Source organism: Natrinema altunense (genome assembly GCF_000731985.1).
In the GTDB taxonomy this organism is placed as follows: domain Archaea; phylum Halobacteriota; class Halobacteria; order Halobacteriales; family Natrialbaceae; genus Natrinema; species Natrinema altunense.
The window spans coordinates 1-14,204 of the sequence record NZ_JNCS01000015.1; the positions used below are offsets into that span (position 1 = coordinate 1).

At 65.6% G+C, this 14,204-nt stretch carries 14 protein-coding genes and 1 pseudogene; 6 read left to right on the forward strand and 9 right to left on the reverse strand.

Going from position 1 to position 14,204, the window contains the following annotated elements:
* The 3 genes and pseudogenes from ALTAJ2_RS19960 to ALTAJ2_RS19310 form a co-directional block, all read right to left on the reverse strand.
* Positions 1 to 189: hypothetical protein (locus ALTAJ2_RS19960; protein ID WP_204367385.1), on the reverse strand; the 189-nt coding region annotated here is incomplete at its 3' end.
* Positions 177 to 1,228: pseudogene (locus ALTAJ2_RS17575) on the reverse strand (RNA-guided endonuclease TnpB family protein). The gene ALTAJ2_RS19960 and the pseudogene ALTAJ2_RS17575, both read right to left, overlap by 13 nt.
* A 73-nt stretch (positions 1,229 to 1,301) precedes the next feature.
* Positions 1,302 to 2,126, reverse strand: coding sequence for a hypothetical protein (locus ALTAJ2_RS19310; RefSeq protein ID WP_144240273.1), 825 nt, complete (start codon positions 2,124 to 2,126; stop codon positions 1,302 to 1,304).
* Positions 2,127 to 2,272: 146 nt separating this feature from the next.
* On the opposite strand from ALTAJ2_RS19310, the gene rnhB reads away from it, so the two are divergent.
* Positions 2,273 to 2,941 (forward strand): ribonuclease HII, encoded by a 669-nt coding sequence (gene rnhB / locus ALTAJ2_RS17580; RefSeq protein WP_049899725.1) that lies wholly within the window; start codon positions 2,273 to 2,275, stop codon positions 2,939 to 2,941.
* Between the two features lie 57 nt (positions 2,942 to 2,998).
* Entirely contained in the window at positions 2,999 to 3,652 is a 654-nt protein-coding gene (locus ALTAJ2_RS17585) for a trimeric intracellular cation channel family protein (RefSeq protein WP_007107944.1), read from the forward strand.
* Positions 3,653 to 3,687: 35 nt separating this feature from the next.
* Here ALTAJ2_RS17585 and ALTAJ2_RS17590 read toward each other — a convergent pair whose 3' ends face one another.
* From ALTAJ2_RS17590 to lonB, 3 genes are all read right to left on the reverse strand, one after another.
* Positions 3,688 to 4,032 carry a hypothetical protein gene (locus ALTAJ2_RS17590; RefSeq protein ID WP_007107945.1) on the reverse strand — a complete coding sequence of 115 codons (345 nt, stop codon included), beginning with the start codon at positions 4,030 to 4,032 and terminating at the stop codon, positions 3,688 to 3,690.
* Between the two features lie 191 nt (positions 4,033 to 4,223).
* Positions 4,224 to 5,216 (reverse strand): CPBP family intramembrane glutamic endopeptidase, encoded by a 993-nt coding sequence (locus ALTAJ2_RS17595; protein WP_007107946.1) that lies wholly within the window; start codon positions 5,214 to 5,216, stop codon positions 4,224 to 4,226.
* Positions 5,217 to 7,373, reverse strand: coding sequence for an ATP-dependent protease LonB (lonB, locus tag ALTAJ2_RS17600; RefSeq protein WP_007107947.1), 2,157 nt, complete (start codon positions 7,371 to 7,373; stop codon positions 5,217 to 5,219).
* Positions 7,374 to 7,667: 294 nt separating this feature from the next.
* On the opposite strand from lonB, the gene ALTAJ2_RS17605 reads away from it, so the two are divergent.
* Both ALTAJ2_RS17605 and ALTAJ2_RS17610 read left to right on the forward strand, forming a co-directional pair.
* Positions 7,668 to 8,186, forward strand: coding sequence for a nicotinamide-nucleotide adenylyltransferase (locus ALTAJ2_RS17605; protein ID WP_007107948.1), 519 nt, complete (start codon positions 7,668 to 7,670; stop codon positions 8,184 to 8,186).
* Between the two features lie 79 nt (positions 8,187 to 8,265).
* Entirely contained in the window at positions 8,266 to 9,084 is an 819-nt protein-coding gene (locus tag ALTAJ2_RS17610; RefSeq protein ID WP_007107949.1) for an SAM hydrolase/SAM-dependent halogenase family protein, read from the forward strand.
* Between the two features lie 39 nt (positions 9,085 to 9,123).
* Here ALTAJ2_RS17610 and ALTAJ2_RS17615 read toward each other — a convergent pair whose 3' ends face one another.
* Together ALTAJ2_RS17615 and thsA are read right to left on the reverse strand one after the other, a co-directional pair.
* The gene (locus tag ALTAJ2_RS17615; RefSeq protein ID WP_007107950.1) at positions 9,124 to 9,495 is read right to left on the reverse strand and encodes a HalOD1 output domain-containing protein; all 372 of its coding nucleotides are present in this window, start codon (positions 9,493 to 9,495) and stop codon (positions 9,124 to 9,126) included.
* Positions 9,496 to 9,611: 116 nt separating this feature from the next.
* The gene (gene thsA, locus ALTAJ2_RS17620; RefSeq protein WP_007107951.1) at positions 9,612 to 11,156 is read right to left on the reverse strand and encodes a thermosome subunit alpha; all 1,545 of its coding nucleotides are present in this window, start codon (positions 11,154 to 11,156) and stop codon (positions 9,612 to 9,614) included.
* A 160-nt stretch (positions 11,157 to 11,316) separates the two neighbouring features.
* Between thsA and ALTAJ2_RS17625 the strand changes: the two genes are divergently transcribed.
* Positions 11,317 to 12,177, forward strand: coding sequence for an amidohydrolase family protein (locus ALTAJ2_RS17625; RefSeq protein WP_007107952.1), 861 nt, complete (start codon positions 11,317 to 11,319; stop codon positions 12,175 to 12,177).
* 36 nt (positions 12,178 to 12,213) lie between these two features.
* Here ALTAJ2_RS17625 and ALTAJ2_RS17630 read toward each other — a convergent pair whose 3' ends face one another.
* Positions 12,214 to 13,557: a glycerate kinase type-2 family protein gene (locus ALTAJ2_RS17630; protein WP_007107953.1), complete on the reverse strand. Its 1,344-nt coding sequence runs from the start codon at positions 13,555 to 13,557 to the stop codon at positions 12,214 to 12,216.
* Positions 13,558 to 13,741: 184 nt separating this feature from the next.
* Between ALTAJ2_RS17630 and ALTAJ2_RS17635 the strand changes: the two genes are divergently transcribed.
* Positions 13,742 to 14,185, forward strand: a complete 444-nt coding sequence (locus ALTAJ2_RS17635) for a DUF5518 domain-containing protein (protein WP_049899745.1) — start codon at positions 13,742 to 13,744, stop codon at positions 14,183 to 14,185.
* Positions 14,186 to 14,204 lie beyond the last annotated feature (19 nt).

The following is a 14,204-nucleotide window of genomic DNA, read 5'->3' on the forward strand; positions in this document are numbered from 1 at the left end:
GTAGTCGTTCGAAAGGCGCTCTGCGCCTTTCGTGATGACGAGAGAGCTTTGCTCCCTCGAACCACCCGATGACGACGGCGGGTTCTTCAGCCCGCGAGGTAGCACGGTTCGCCTCACCCGAAGTCTGGCGGGATCTGTGATCCCGCTGACCTCGCGGAACTCTGTTCCGCTTAGTGTTAGCCCGTGCATGGTTCACCCTCCCGTTGTGCGATATTCTCCGAAGCGTTCAGGTCAGCGTGACGTCCACGACCACACTCCGTGCACGAAAAGTGGTCGCCATCACGGGTTCCCATCGAACCACACGCCGAACACCGCTGGCTGGTGTGGGAGGCGTCAACCTTCTCAACGCGGATACCAGCACGTTCGGCCTTGTACGTGATGAACTGTTGGAGTTGGTGGAAATGCCACGAGTGGACACCTGACCACGAACTGTTCTCACGGATGCCTTCGAGGTCTTCCATCCGAATGACGGGGTTCTCGAACTGGTCCGCGAACGTGATGAGACGACGGGAGAGTTTGTGGTTCAAGTCCGTGATTCGACGCTGTTCTTTGTCACCTACACGGTTACGTGCGCGAAGCGCACACCCGCTTCCGAAAGCGAATCGCGTAGGGAACGATATTTGCGTCGAACGTACTTCGCCTCACCACCTGACACCAGCATTGACTCGTCTTCGCCATATGCAGTCACAGCGAGGATATGACGTTCGCCTATATCGACACCGATAGGAGTCTCACCCGACGTGTCGGCGTCGTACTCGATGTTGAACGTACAGTACCAGTCGTCGCCACGGCGGTAGACCTGTAGGCGGGTCTTGTCGGCGTCACCCTCGACCAGTCGGTCTACGGGGTCGGCAATGTCGTCGTACACCTCTATCGGGGTGTACCACCAGTGGGAGACGCACGGGAAGCCGACGACAACCGTGCCGTTCTCGGTCGTGTCGATTTCCCAGTTCTGGTTGTTGACGGCGAACGGCTGACTCTCTCGGTAGCGAACCTCTCCGTCCTTATTGTGGTCGGATTTCGCCTCTCGGATGGCTTGGTTCTGGATAGCCGAGTAGAGGTCATTGTCAATGCTGGCCGTGGTCACTGACTTGTCGAAGTCGCCGTTCTCCCATCCGTCGATACAGAATTGTTTGGTATCACGGTAGAGGCGAGAGGCGCGTTGCCACTCTTTCCGCCGTGAGAGGGATGGGTTGTGGAACTTCGCGGTGACAGTCACCGTGACCATTACAATTGTAATTGTATATAATATCTTAAATATCTGTTGGAATATCAGGCCGTGCTATTGTCGGTAGTTTGCGTCACTTAGTGACGGCGCGTATCCACGGCCTAAAGGCCGTGGCATTGCGCCTGTTCAACCTGTAACGGCGAAGGAGAGCGACGAACTCGTGGTCTTCACTGCGAGAGACGGTGCGTACCGGGAGCGGATCGGAATCGAGGGCACCGGTCTCGGCGAGTTTCAGCGCCCGAACGAGGTGTTCGTCATCGACGACCTCGCCGTCGTCGTCGAACGCGACAACCGGCGCATCCAGGTAATCCGGCTGCCCGATCGCACCCCTCTCGGAACGTTCGGCCAGGCCCGCCTGCGCAAGCCGTATGGCTGTACGGTCTTCCGGAGCTATTTCGGCTACGAACTGTTCGTGACCGACGATTACGACGCCAGTGCCGTCTCGGAACTGGACGAGCGCGTCAAACACTATCGGTTCACAGTGACGGAAACCGGCATCGATGCGAGCCACGTCAACACGTTCGGCGCAACCGAGAAACCGGGAGCGCTCTCCGAAGTGGAGACGATCTACGCCGATCCGGCGTCCAACCGGCTCGCGATTGCCGACGAACGAGCGTCGTCGATCAAGCTGTACGATCTCGCCGGGAACTTCGTTTCCGTCGGGCCGACGGTGTTCGACGCCGATCCGGAGGGGATCGACCTGTACACCGACGACGAGGACGGGTACTGGCTGTGTACCGACCAGATCGACGAACGCAGTCGGTTCCACGTCTTCGACCGCGACTCGTTCGACCATCGGGCGACGTTCCGTGGCGAACGGACCGCTGATACGGACGGCGTCTGGCTCACCCAACAGGAGTTCGGCCCGTTCTCCGAGGGCGCGTTCTTCGCAGTTCATGCCGACCGCTCGGTCTCGGCGTTCGACTGGGAGGACATCGAAGCGATCGTCGACGACGAGACGAGCGGCCACGCGGCTGATCGATCCACGATCGGCCACCCGGCCGAGTCACAACCGTTTTGCCTTCGCCCTTCGAGCGGACGGGTATGCCCTTCGGCGTCGACGAAGCGGGAAAAGGCCCAGCCCTGGGGTCGATGTTCGCCGCAGCCGTCCACCTCGAGGACCCGGACGCTCTTCCAGACGGGATCAGGGACTCGAAACGGCTCACACCCGACCGACGCGAGGAACTGGCGGCGATCCTCCGCACCGACGATCGAATCGCGATCGGCGTCGCCGAGATCACACCCGCCCGGATCGACGATCCGGGGACCGACATGAACTCGCTGGCGGTCGAAGCGCACGCGACCGCGATCGACGACGCGATCGGGAGCGTCGGGTCGGCTGCAGCCGCAGGCGATCGTCCATCGGGGCTCTGCGACGCCTGCGACACCGACGCCGACCGATTCGCCAGGCGCGTCGCCGACGCCTGCTCGGTCGAGATCGACGTCGACGCCCGCCACGGTGCCGACGACGACGCACCGCTGGTCGGCGCGGCCAGCATCGTCGCCAAGGTCGACCGCGACGCGCACATCGCCGCGCTGGCCGACGAGTACGGCCCGATCGGCAGTGGCTACCCGGGCGACTCGACCACCCGCGAGTTCCTCGCGTCCTACGTCGACGAGCACAGTTCCCTCCCGCCGTTCGCGCGGGAGTCGTGGTCGACCTGCGAGGACGCGCTCGCTGCGGCCGAACAGACCGGGCTCGAGCAGTTTTAGTGCCGGTTCGGCGTCGACCCGTAGCGCTCAAGACGATCGCCGACCTGTAGAAGACCAGTGGGACGAGAGTTGGCTATCGCACTGTTCGTCGATCCGTTCGCCGTGATGAACGCGATCGGGCTCGTCGCGTTCGCACTGGTCGGGGCGACCAAAGCGATCCGGGAGGAGTTCGACCTGTTCGGCGTCGCCGTCGTCGGACTCGTCACGGCGTTTGCCGGCGGGGCGACGCGGGACATCCTGGTCAATCGGGTGCCGTTAGCGCTCCAGTCGCCGGTCGAGATCGCCCTCGGCGTGTTCGGCGTCGCGCTGGCGATCGGGGTGAGCGTCGCCCTCGAGTCGGCCGACGACCATCCGATCACGCTGGTTTCCGACGCCGTCGGACTCGCCGCGTTTACCACGACCGGGGCCATCGTCGCGACCGGCGTCGGCGTCTCGGGCTTCGGCGTCGTCACGATCGCGACGATCAACGCGGTCGGCGGCGGGGCGTTCGCGGACATCCTACTGGACCGGTCGCCGTTCATTCTGCTCGAGGACTTCTATGCGAGTTGTGCGGTGCTCGGCGGCGGGACGTACTGGGTCGTCACCCTGTTGGGCGGCTCCGGTAGCGTCGCCGCGGCGATCTGTGCGGCGGTGACGGTCGGAACGCGCATCGCCGCCGTCACCTACGGCTGGACGCTCCCGACGGCGCAGGTGCTCCGGACGAGCGCGTGAGCGACAATCGAGCGCCGAGTCGGTCCGGCAGCCGGTCAGTTCGCACGCCAGATCGCATAGCCGTAACAGCCGAGCCCGAGAAGCACCAGCAGCGACGAGAGCCCGTCGACGACGGCCGACTGCGTAAGGACGGCACCGACGGTCAACACGCCGCCCGCGACGAGACAGCCCGCGGCCGCGGTCAGCGCTGACCGCGGTGCCGGCCGCTGCCCGTACAGCATCGCCCCCACGGCGATCGCGACGATCCCGAAGCCGAGTTGTGTGACGGTCGCCGCCAGCGGATCGTTCGTGATCGTCGCGTAGGCGAACACGGCGAAGTACCCCAGAATGAGGCCGGTAACCGCTCGAGAGCGGGTCGTCGATCCGGCAGTCAGTTCCATGCGTCATCAACCCGTTCCCGACCCTTAGCAGTTGTTACAAAGACGGTTCCCTGGCACTATCTATTCAGCACCTCAACTGGCGGTTGTTCGTTACGTGACTGGGACGATCGCTGTGTGCTTCCGATGACGGTGGAATCGGCACGAAAAATCGCGCTGCAGACTGCAGACCGACATCGTGCTTGCAACGACCCCTAGCCTTCGAGGGGTTCCGCCCACTCGAGCCCGATCCCTTCGTGGACGACGAACTCGAGGGCGTTGATCAGGTAGTGGGCGACGACGACGACCAGGAGGCTTCCGGTGACGATGAAGACGGCCGCGAGGACGAACCCGAGGAGTCCGGTGACGACGACGCCGACCGGGCCCTGCATGCCGTGGCCGAGCGCGAACGCGATCGAGGAACCGACCGCGAGCAGCCACGGCGAGACTCCGTAGCCGGCGGCGGGGACGCCGATCAGCGCCGCTCGGAAGAGGAACTCCTCGAAGAAGGCGATGATCGGGAGCACGCCCAGCAACAGGACGAGCCAGCCCGCGAGCGAGTCGGGAGACAACAGCTCCCGAAGGGCCTCGTCGTGGTCGAATCCGACGCGGGTCGCCGCCGCCCCAGCGAGTTCGTTCGCGACGTAGAAGACGCATCCGGCTGCCGTCCCCCAGAGCAGCCCCGTTCGGAGGTACGCGACGGACAATTCGATCCCCAGTGCCGCGGCCGGAACGGCGGTGTAGATCGCGGCGCCGAGTAACACGAGCGCGAACAGGCCTTGCGAGAAGGCGACGTTCGCGAGGACCAGCCCGGTCGACAGCGAGTCCGGATCGACGCCACGGTCGGCCGGCCGTCGCCGTCCGGGCGTCTCGAGCGACACGTCACGTGGATCGCCCGCGGCGTCGGACTGGGCATCGGCGAAACGGTCGTCTCGCGTCGATTCGCTGTCCCTCGCGACGGCCGGCCGCTCACCCCCGTTCGAACCGGCCGCCGGCTCGGCGTCTCGCGGCTGTGAGTTGCCCGGCCCGTCGCCCGTCTCGGCGGCGGTCGTCGTGTTCGCCCGGGGGTCGCCGTCGCTCGGATCGGGATCGCCGTCGCTCGGATCGGGATCGCCGTCGGTAAACGCGGACTGTGTCAGGTGCGATAAAACGAGCAGGAGCGCGAGGACGACGCCGGTGATGCCGACGAACGTCGCCCACTGCGGCATTTACTGCGGGCTCGGGTTCGACCCGCTGGCGGAGCCGACGGTACCCTGATCGAACGCCGTCCCGGTGATCGACTTGAGACGGTCGACCAGCGAGTCCTTCTTCGGTTCGCCCATCAGGGCGACGTCCAAGACCTCGCTGATGTTCGCACAGGGGATGATCTCGATCATGTCCTCGTACTCCTCTTCGATCATCACGTCCTGTTCGTTCGCTTCAGGGATGATGACCTTCGTACAACCGGCCTTGGCGGCGGCCTCGATCTTGTGGGTCACCCCACCGACCGGGAGGACGTCACCACGCACCGACAGCGAGCCGGTCATCGCGACCGACTGGTCGACCGGGATGTTCTCCAGTGCCGAGATGACGGCGGTCGCGACCGTGATGGAAGCAGAGTCGCCGTCGACGCCCTGTTGGCCGGCCTGGACGAACTGGATGTGGATGTCCTTTTCCGAGAGGTCGACGTCGGAGAACTTCTTGATGATCGCGGAGACGTTCTGGACGGACTCCTCGGCCATCTCCTGGAGCTTACCGGTGGCGATGACCTGCCCGCCGCCCTGTGCGGGGGCGATTTCGGCCATGACCGGCAGCATGATGCCCGAGTCCTCGCCCATGACGGCGAGGCCGTTGACGCGGCCTTCGACGCCGCCCTCGTTGACCTGCAGCTCGTAGTCCTTGCGGCGCTCGATATAGTCGTCGGCGAGCTGTTGCTCGATCGACCGCGAGCGTTTCTTCGCCTGCAAGACGTCGTCACGGGTGGTGTACTCGCGATCCTCCGCGCGGGCGATGTCGCCCGCGACGCGGACCAACCCGCCGAGGCTGCGGAACAGCAGCGTGAGGTGGTTCTTGCGGCCCGAACGGCGTTTCGCCTCGAGGATGAGTTCCTCGACGGCGTCGTCGGTGAAGTGGGGCAGGCGGCCGTCGCGTTCGACCTCCTGGGCGATGAAGCGGGCGTACTTGCGCCGCATTTCGGGGGTGTCCTCGATGGTGTCGTCCATGTAGACCTCGTAGCCGTACCCTTTGATCCGGTTGCGGAGCGCGGGGTGCATGTTCTCCATGGCGTCGAGGTTCCCGGCGGCGACCATGATGAAGTCACAGGGGACGGGTTCGGTCTGGACCATCGCGCCCGAGGAGCGCTCGGACTGGCCCGTGATGGCGAACTCGCCTTCCTGGATGGCCGTCATCAGCTTCTGCTGGGTCCGGATGTCGAGCGTGTTGATCTCGTCGACGAACAGCACGCCCTTGTTGGACTTGTGGATCGCGCCCGGTTCGACGCGGTCGTGGCTCGGCGTCTCCATGCCGCCGGACTGGAAGGGGTCGTGGCGGACATCACCGAGCAGTGCGCCGGCGTGGGCACCGGTCGCGTCCTCGAAGGGTGCGACGCGCTGATCGCCGTTGTTGACGATCATGTTGGGCACCATTGCATCCGTGCCACGAGAGGTGTAGCGGAAGATCAGCCAGATGATCCCTGCTGCGAGAATGCCAAGCAGGATTTGTCCGCCTACCAGAAGCGCATACCCGATGACGACGGCAATAATGATCCACATCAGAATCGATCGCATCTGGTTGCGCTTGCGGGCTTCTTCCTTGTGGGCGTCGATGATCTGTTCGCCCTTTCCGGCGGGAACGGTTCGGACCTTCGGCTCGTTGCCGTCGTCGGGATTGTGGTAGACTAAAACGTCCTGAAGATCCTCCTTCGGAAGCAGTTGGCTCATCGCCTTCGCCAGCATCGACTTACCGGTCCCCGGCGAACCGATCATCATGACGTGCCGGCGCTGCTTCGCCGCCTTGATAATGATATCTCGCGCTTCGTCCTGACCGATGACCTGATCGACGAGCCGATCGGGGACTTCGATGTCCTCGGTCGAATCGATCTTCAGACCGCCCAGCAGATCGTCCTCGGCGATCTCCTCGTCGACCTCGACGCCTGGATCGACCTCGACGGTACTCCCGAGGTCCTCGACGGTCTCGATGTCGTCGTCCTCGTCGGACGACGGCTCGAGTTCGTCGATCGGATCGTCGACGTCGTTGCGACGGTCACCGTCCTCCTCGAGCGGCGACCGGTCTCCCTGACGCTCGGGCTGTTCGACGGGGTCAGTCCCGTCGGAAGCAGTGTCCGAAGCGTCTTCGGGAGGGTCGTCAACGTTCGTATCGTTACTCATAGAACTCTGTTCGGTATCTGGTTCGAAGGGATTGCGACTGATATACTTTCTCCATGCGGAGGATGGTGTCAGTCGGTGATACCGGGCGGAACAGCGGTCGACAGCGGAAAGCAGCCAGTGGGACCGGTTCGTTTAATACAGTATTGCTCGAGAAGGAATATATAGTTACCTGATCGGTCTCCGTCGAGCAGCGTCAGGGTCGGCGGAACGTCGGCAGGGATCGATCGGGACGCCGACCGCTCGGCTCGAGGTGAACTCGCCACCCTTAAGCGCCGCGCCCGTGCAGTGACCGGCATGACTCGGGGGTTCTACATCGGTCGCTTTCAGCCCTTTCACAACGGCCATCGGAACATGGTCGAGCGGATCGCCGCGGACGTCGACGAACTCGTCCTCGGGATCGGAAGCGCCGACGATTCGCATACCGTCCGGAACCCGTTTACGGCGGGCGAACGGATCATGATGATCACGAAATCGCTCGTCGAGTTCGATCTCGTCACCTACGCCGTCCCGATCGAGGACCTCGAACGCAACTCGGTGTGGGTCAGCCACGTCCAGAGCATGAGTCCCGACTTCGACGTCGCCTACTCGAACAACCCACTCGTGATCCAACTCTTCCGCGAAGCCGACATCGAGATCCGGCAGTCGCCGATGTTCAACCGCGAGGTTCTCGAGGGGTCGGAGGTCCGCGAGCGGATGATCACGGGCGGCGACTGGGAGTCGCTCGTCCCCGAACCGGTCGTCGACGTCGTCGAGGAGATGAACGGGATCGAACGCATCCAGATGGTCAGCGACTCGGACTCGAACGGGGACTGACGCGGGACACGAACACGGGTGCCGAGCGACCGCCACCGAATCCCCGCTGTCTTTGGGTGCTCACGCCGTACGGCCGACCATGATTACGCTCGCGTCCGACTTCGGTACGCCGTATCCGGCGGCGATGAAGGGCGTACTGGGACAGCGGACGGATGCTAGAGTCGTCGACGTCGCGCACGATTTTCCGCGGCAGGACGTTCGAACGGCGGCGTTCTGGCTTCGCGAGGTGTTGCCGTACTTCCCCCCGGCAACCCACCTCGTCGTGATCGATCCCGGCGTCGGGACCGAGCGGGCCGCGCTGGTGCTCCGTGCCGGCGATCACACGCTCGTGGGCCCGGATAACGGCGTTTTGTGCCCCGCGGCGCGGCGACTCGCGGGCGGCGACGACGGCGAACGCGAGGCGTACGTGATCGACGAGGACGAGGTCGGTCCCGTGAACCCGACGATACCGTCGCAGCCGAGCGAACACGGCTCACCGCGGAGTAACACCTTTCACGGGCGGGACGTCTTCGCTCCCGCTGCCGCCGCCGTTCACGACGCCGAGAGCGATGCGCTCGGCTCGCTCACGTGTCTCGAGTCGGGGTCCGTCGGGGTCGACCTCGAGCTTCCGACAGCCGATCTCGAGGAACACCGTGCAGTCGGCGAGGTGATGGTCGTCGACGGGTTCGGGAACGCGATCACGAACGTGCCCGGGTCGTTCCTCGACGGCCGGACCCGGGTCCTGGTAAACGGCGACCCGGTTCCGGTCGGCGAGACCTTCGCGGCCGTTTCCGTGGGTGCTCGACTCGCGACCGTCGGCAGCCACGGGTACGTGGAACTCGACGTCAATCGGGGCCGCGGCGAGGAGGCGTTCGGCCTCGCGCCCGGCGATCGAGTCGTCCTCGAAACGCCCTCGTGACGGCTCCGTGGGAGTGAAACGCCGCGGTGGACCCCCGACTCAATCACCGGTCGGATCGGCGGGTGTCCGGGCCGGATCGATCACGAGTTCGCCGTCGGCACGGACCGTGACGACACACTGCGAAAACGTGAACGTGATCGACCCGTCGCCGGCGCGGGAGTCGGCACCGCGCCAGTGAACGAAGAGGGCGTTCAGCGCGTCCGGTTCGACGCACTCGGAGAGCGCCTCGAGATCGTCCGGTTCGAGCCCGAGCACCGACGAGACGGTCATGAGGAGTGCCGTACTCACCGGCTCGTACGCGCCGTCCTCACACCACGTGTGGTAGGTGCCACGGTCGTCGTCGTAGTAGACCGTGCGGCCGTCAGTGGCGGCGATCGGCGTCAGTGTGTCTCGCGGAGCAGTGCCGGACATAACACTTCTAACTGGTGGGTATTAACACTTAACACTATTGGCTAATCGTGATGACTACCGGGACAACAGCGCTCGAAAAAAGTGTGCGTTCGAAGCGGAAACCGCGAACAGCGACGTTATTCGGCGGCGATGACGTCGTCGATGCGGGCGATCATCGTGGCGGCCTCGGTCGCGCTCTCGACGGCTTCACGCTTGACGTCGGCAGGGTCGACGACCCCGTGCTCGAAGGGATCGTCGATCGTGACCTCGTCACCCGTGGTGATCAGGCCGGCCCGACCCTCGGATTCGTGGGCGGCACGAAGGTCCACGAGCACGTCGATCGGGTCGCGGCCGGTGTTGGCCGCGAGCGTGCGGGGGACGATGTCGACCGCGTCGGCGAAGGCCGTCACGGCGAGTTGTTTGCGGCCCTCGATCCCGGCGGCTTCCTCACGGATCTTGTCCGCGATCGAGATTTCGGTCGCGCCGGCACCCGGGACGACCTCGCCGGATTCCAGCGCCGTCGCGACGACGTCGAGTGCGTCACCGATGGCGCGCTCGAGTTCGTCGACGATGTGTTCGGTGCCGCCGCGGACGAAGACGGTGACCGTCTCGGCCGCTGCGCCGCCCTCGACGAACGCGAGGTCGTCGTCGCCGTAGGTCTCCGTGTGAATCCGGTCGGCCGAGCCGAAGTCGGATTCCTCGAGATCGTCGAGGTCACCGACGCGGCGTGCGCCGGTCGCGGAGGCGACCTGTCGGGCGTCGCTGTCGCCAAGCCCCTCGAAGACGAGGACGCCCTCGTTGGCGAGGGCGTTGGCGACGCGGTCGGCGACGTCTTCGGTCGTGAAGACGACGTCGGCACCGCTCTCGGCGACGGTCTCGGCGTAGCCCTCGAGTTCGCCCTCCTCGGCGTCGATGGCGGCGTTGAGCTGGTCGATCGAGTCGATGGCGTACTCGGCGTCGACGTCGCCCGTGCGGACGTCGAGTTCGACGTCCAGAACGGCGATCGACGCGTCCTCGACCTCGCTCGGCATGCCGTCGTGAGCCGGTTCCTCGTCGAAGACGATTCCGGGGACGAGTTCGGTCGCGTTCGACGAGGCTCCGATCTGCGTGTGGACGGTGACGTTGTCGCGTTCGACGCCCGCGTCAGTATCGACGTGGCGGATCGCTTCGACGACCGTTTCCGCCAGCGACGCGGCGGTGAGTCCGCCGGTGCCCTTGCCGGTCATGCTCGACTCGGCGACCTGTCGGAGGATTTCGTCGTCGACGGCGGCCTCGTTGACCTGTTCGTCGATCGCCTCGAGGGCGATCTCGGCGGCCTCGTGATATCCTTCGACGATCGTCGTCGCATGGACATCCTGCTCGATGAGGTCCTCGGCCTCGCCCAGCAGATTGCCGGCGAGTACCGCAGCCGTGGTCGTCCCGTCGCCGACTTCCTCCTCCTGGGAGTCGGAGACCTCGACGATCATCTGTGCCGCGGGGTGCTCGATATCCATCTCGTTCAGGATGGTCGCCCCGTCGTTGGTGATGACGACATCCCCGCCGGAGTCGACGAGCATCTTGTCCATACCGCGGGGTCCGAGCGTCGTGCGTACCGACTCGGCCACGGCCTTGCCGGCCATGATGTTCGACGACTGCGCGTCGCGACCCTGCGTTCGCTGACTATCCTCGCTCATGATGAACATGGGCTGCCCACCCATGCGTCGCTGTTGTGCCATCGTTGATCCTCACTAACCATGTCGTCAGCACTTCTATATAATTCTTTCCCTCCGACCGCCGCTCCGTCTTGCGATTGCGCATGTGAACGACCGCCACGGCGGGCGGCGACGGAGCCGGTAGGGAAATATGGATCGACGCGAAACGTTTCGGAAGATGCTGGAGTTGGAACACGGGTTCCGCGTCGTCGACGTCTCGACGCGGCTGCCGCCGACGGACGGCAGTGGGGACCACGGGGGGCGACCGATGACGGCGGAACGACTCGAGCGGGAGATGCATCAGGCCGGGATCACGCGGTCGGTCGTCTTCCCGCCGTCGCTGGCGGGAACGAGCTATCTCGCGCCGAACAACGGCGTCGCCAGACGGAGCGTCGACCGCCCGTTCGTTGCTTTCGCCCGCATCAACGGTACCCAGACGCCGGGTCGGAACGCGACCGGCCGTCTGCGCAACGCGGTCAGCAGTCGCGAGGAGTCCCACACGTCCCCCGAGGACATCGAGAAGTACGCGTACGACGACCGGTTTCACGGGTTCGTCCTCGACCCCGCGGTCGACGACTACCCCGACGACGACGTCCTCGCGGCTCTCGACGACGTCGGCCTGCCGGTGATCGTCCGCGGCGGCGTCGACGCCCCGCCCGGGACGCTCGCGGACATCCTCCTCGAGCGTTCCTTTCCCGTCGTCGTCGGCTCCTTCGGCGGCTACCCGCTCGACCGGTCGCTTATGACCGAGATGATCGATCTGCTCGCCGAATACGACGACTGCTATCTCGAGACGAGTTTCGTCCGGTATCGCGACCACCTCGAGCGGGCGCTCATGGAACACCCCGATCGCGTCTTCTTCGGGAGCGGCGCACCCGCCTGTCACCCGAACGTCGCGGTCATGGAGATCCTGACCCTCGACGTCTCGGAGGACCTGCTGCGCCGCGCCTTCTCGAAAAACGCCTGCCGCGTGATCGACCCGCTCGCGCCCGATGGGGACTACTGGCGATGAGTCGGCCGGCTCGAGTCGTTCCGGGCCGTATGCGGTCTACTTGATACCGATGACCCGCAGGTCGTTCAGGTTCGTTCCCGTGGGGCCCGTGAAGAGCAGCCCGTCCCGAGACTCGAGGTACGGATAGGCGTCGTTTTCTGCAAGGGCCTCGCGCGCCGCGTCGGAGTCGGCGACGGTCGTCCCGTCGACCAGTGCGCCCGCCGTGTCGGTCGCCCCGTCGCTGCCGTCGGTGTCGACCGCAGCGACCGCGATTTCGCCTCCGTCTTCGATGTCGCCACCGTCCGCGAGTTCGAGCGCCGCGCTCGCCGCGAACTCCTGGTTCGGTCCGCCCGTTCCGTCGCCCCGGACCGTCACTGTCGTTTCGCCCCCGGAAAGCACGACGGCCGGCGGCGCGACCGGCCTGCCGGTCGCCAGCACCTCCTCCGCGATCGCGACGTGGGTTGCGGCCGCGTCGCGAGCCTCACCGCGAACGCGCGACGAAAGAACGAGCGTCTCGTACCCCCGCTCGGCCGCCGCGTCGCGAGCCGCGTCGAGGGTGGTCATGCCGTCCGCGACGATGTGGTTCGACACGGTCTCGAACGCCGCGTCGTCGGGGCCGGGCGTTTCGGCGATCTCGCCGGCCGCCCCGTGCTCGAGGCGAGCCTGGACGGGGCCAGGGGCGTCGATTTCGTACCGCTCGCAGACCGCGAGCGCGTCGTCGAAGGTCGACCCGTCGGGCGCAACGGGGCCGCTGGCGATCACGCTCGGGTCGTTCCCCACCACGTCGCTGAGGACCAGCGAAGCGACCGTCGCGGGGGCGGCGCGGCGCGCCAGCCGGCCACCCTTCAGCGCCGAGAGGTGCTTGCGGACCGCGTTGATGTCGCCGATGTCGGCCCCGCTGGCGAGCAGGGCGTCGGTAGTCGTCCGGAGATCGTCGAGGGAAAGGTCCCCCGCGGGTGCGGGCATGAGGGCGCTCCCGCCGCCGGTGATCGCCGCCAGCACGAGCGTGTCCCCGTCGGCCGCGGCCGCCGCTGCGAGGACATCGTCCGCAGCGTCGACGCCGCGGGTGCTCGGTATCGGGTGGTCACCCACCCGGACCGTCACGCGCTCGGTCTCGACGGGGTCGTCCGTGACGACGATGCCGCCATCGATTCGGTCGCCCAGGATCGCCTCGAGCGCGACGGCGACGTGTGCCGCGGCGTTGCCGCCGCCGAGGACGACGAGGGCATCGTACTCGCGGAGGTCGTACGTCGCGTCGGCGATACGGAGCGTCTCGCCCTCGAGCGCGACGGTATCGTGGACGACCGTTCGGGGATGGCCCGCCTCGATACCGGCCTCGACGCACTCGAGTGCGATCTCGCGGGCCTCGCTCGCGGCGAGGCGATCACGATTCGCGATCATAGCCACACGAACGGGGACACCGCTGATAGCTTCGTGGCATCGACCGCGACACGTCACGCGGTCGTACGATGACGATCCGCTCGCCACTGAGTTCTCACAGCCGCGGTCCGACGGGCCGCTATCGACGATGGGACAGTCGTGTCGATGCATTGGATTTATAATCCGACAGACACAAGAAGTGATCGTGAGCCGTACTCCGATCCACCGATCCCTGCTCGAAGACGACGCGTGGCGAGTGGCACTCATCGCCGGCGTCGCCGCGCTGCCGTTTACGACCGCCAGTTACGTGCAGACGGGGAGCGAGATCGATTTCGGACCGGTGTTTTACGCCGGCCTGCTCGCGGGCTACCTCTACGGATCGGGGGCGACCGATCGCTCTCGAGTCGCGACTCGGGTCGGGATCATCGGTGCGTTGCCGGTCCTCTGGCAGTTCGGCGACATGGTGGTGTACATCGTCACTGAACCCGTCTCGCCACCGTGGTTTCGTGCGTTCATCGTCGCGATCGCGGCCGGGTTTTCGCTTCTCAGTGTCGGATTTGCCGTCGTCATCGCCATGATCGGCGCGTGGGTCGGCGACTGGCTGGGCGAGACGGTCGGCCGCATCCGAGTCCCAGGGATCGGACACTGAAACGGACCGCTGTCGGTCA

What these genes read in the sequence shown, in the direction of transcription:
- rnhB (WP_049899725.1), top strand. Translation starts at nt 2,273, where the DNA reads ATGCCCTTCGGCGTCGACGAAGCGGGAAAAGGCCCAGCCCTGGGGTCG.
- lonB (WP_007107947.1), bottom strand. Translation starts at nt 7,373, where the DNA reads ATGAGTAACGATACGAACGTTGACGACCCTCCCGAAGACGCTTCGGAC.
- ALTAJ2_RS17590 (WP_007107945.1), bottom strand. Translation starts at nt 4,032, where the DNA reads ATGGAACTGACTGCCGGATCGACGACCCGCTCTCGAGCGGTTACCGGC.
- ALTAJ2_RS17595 (WP_007107946.1), bottom strand. Translation starts at nt 5,216, where the DNA reads ATGCCGCAGTGGGCGACGTTCGTCGGCATCACCGGCGTCGTCCTCGCG.
- ALTAJ2_RS17630 (WP_007107953.1), bottom strand. Translation starts at nt 13,557, where the DNA reads ATGATCGCGAATCGTGATCGCCTCGCCGCGAGCGAGGCCCGCGAGATC.
- ALTAJ2_RS17615 (WP_007107950.1), bottom strand. Translation starts at nt 9,495, where the DNA reads ATGTCCGGCACTGCTCCGCGAGACACACTGACGCCGATCGCCGCCACT.
- ALTAJ2_RS17610 (WP_007107949.1), top strand. Translation starts at nt 8,266, where the DNA reads ATGATTACGCTCGCGTCCGACTTCGGTACGCCGTATCCGGCGGCGATG.
- ALTAJ2_RS17605 (WP_007107948.1), top strand. Translation starts at nt 7,668, where the DNA reads ATGACTCGGGGGTTCTACATCGGTCGCTTTCAGCCCTTTCACAACGGC.
- ALTAJ2_RS17625 (WP_007107952.1), top strand. Translation starts at nt 11,317, where the DNA reads ATGGATCGACGCGAAACGTTTCGGAAGATGCTGGAGTTGGAACACGGG.
- ALTAJ2_RS19310 (WP_144240273.1), bottom strand. Translation starts at nt 2,126, where the DNA reads ATGAACTGCGAAGAACGCGCCCTCGGAGAACGGGCCGAACTCCTGTTG.
- thsA (WP_007107951.1), bottom strand. Translation starts at nt 11,156, where the DNA reads ATGTTCATCATGAGCGAGGATAGTCAGCGAACGCAGGGTCGCGACGCG.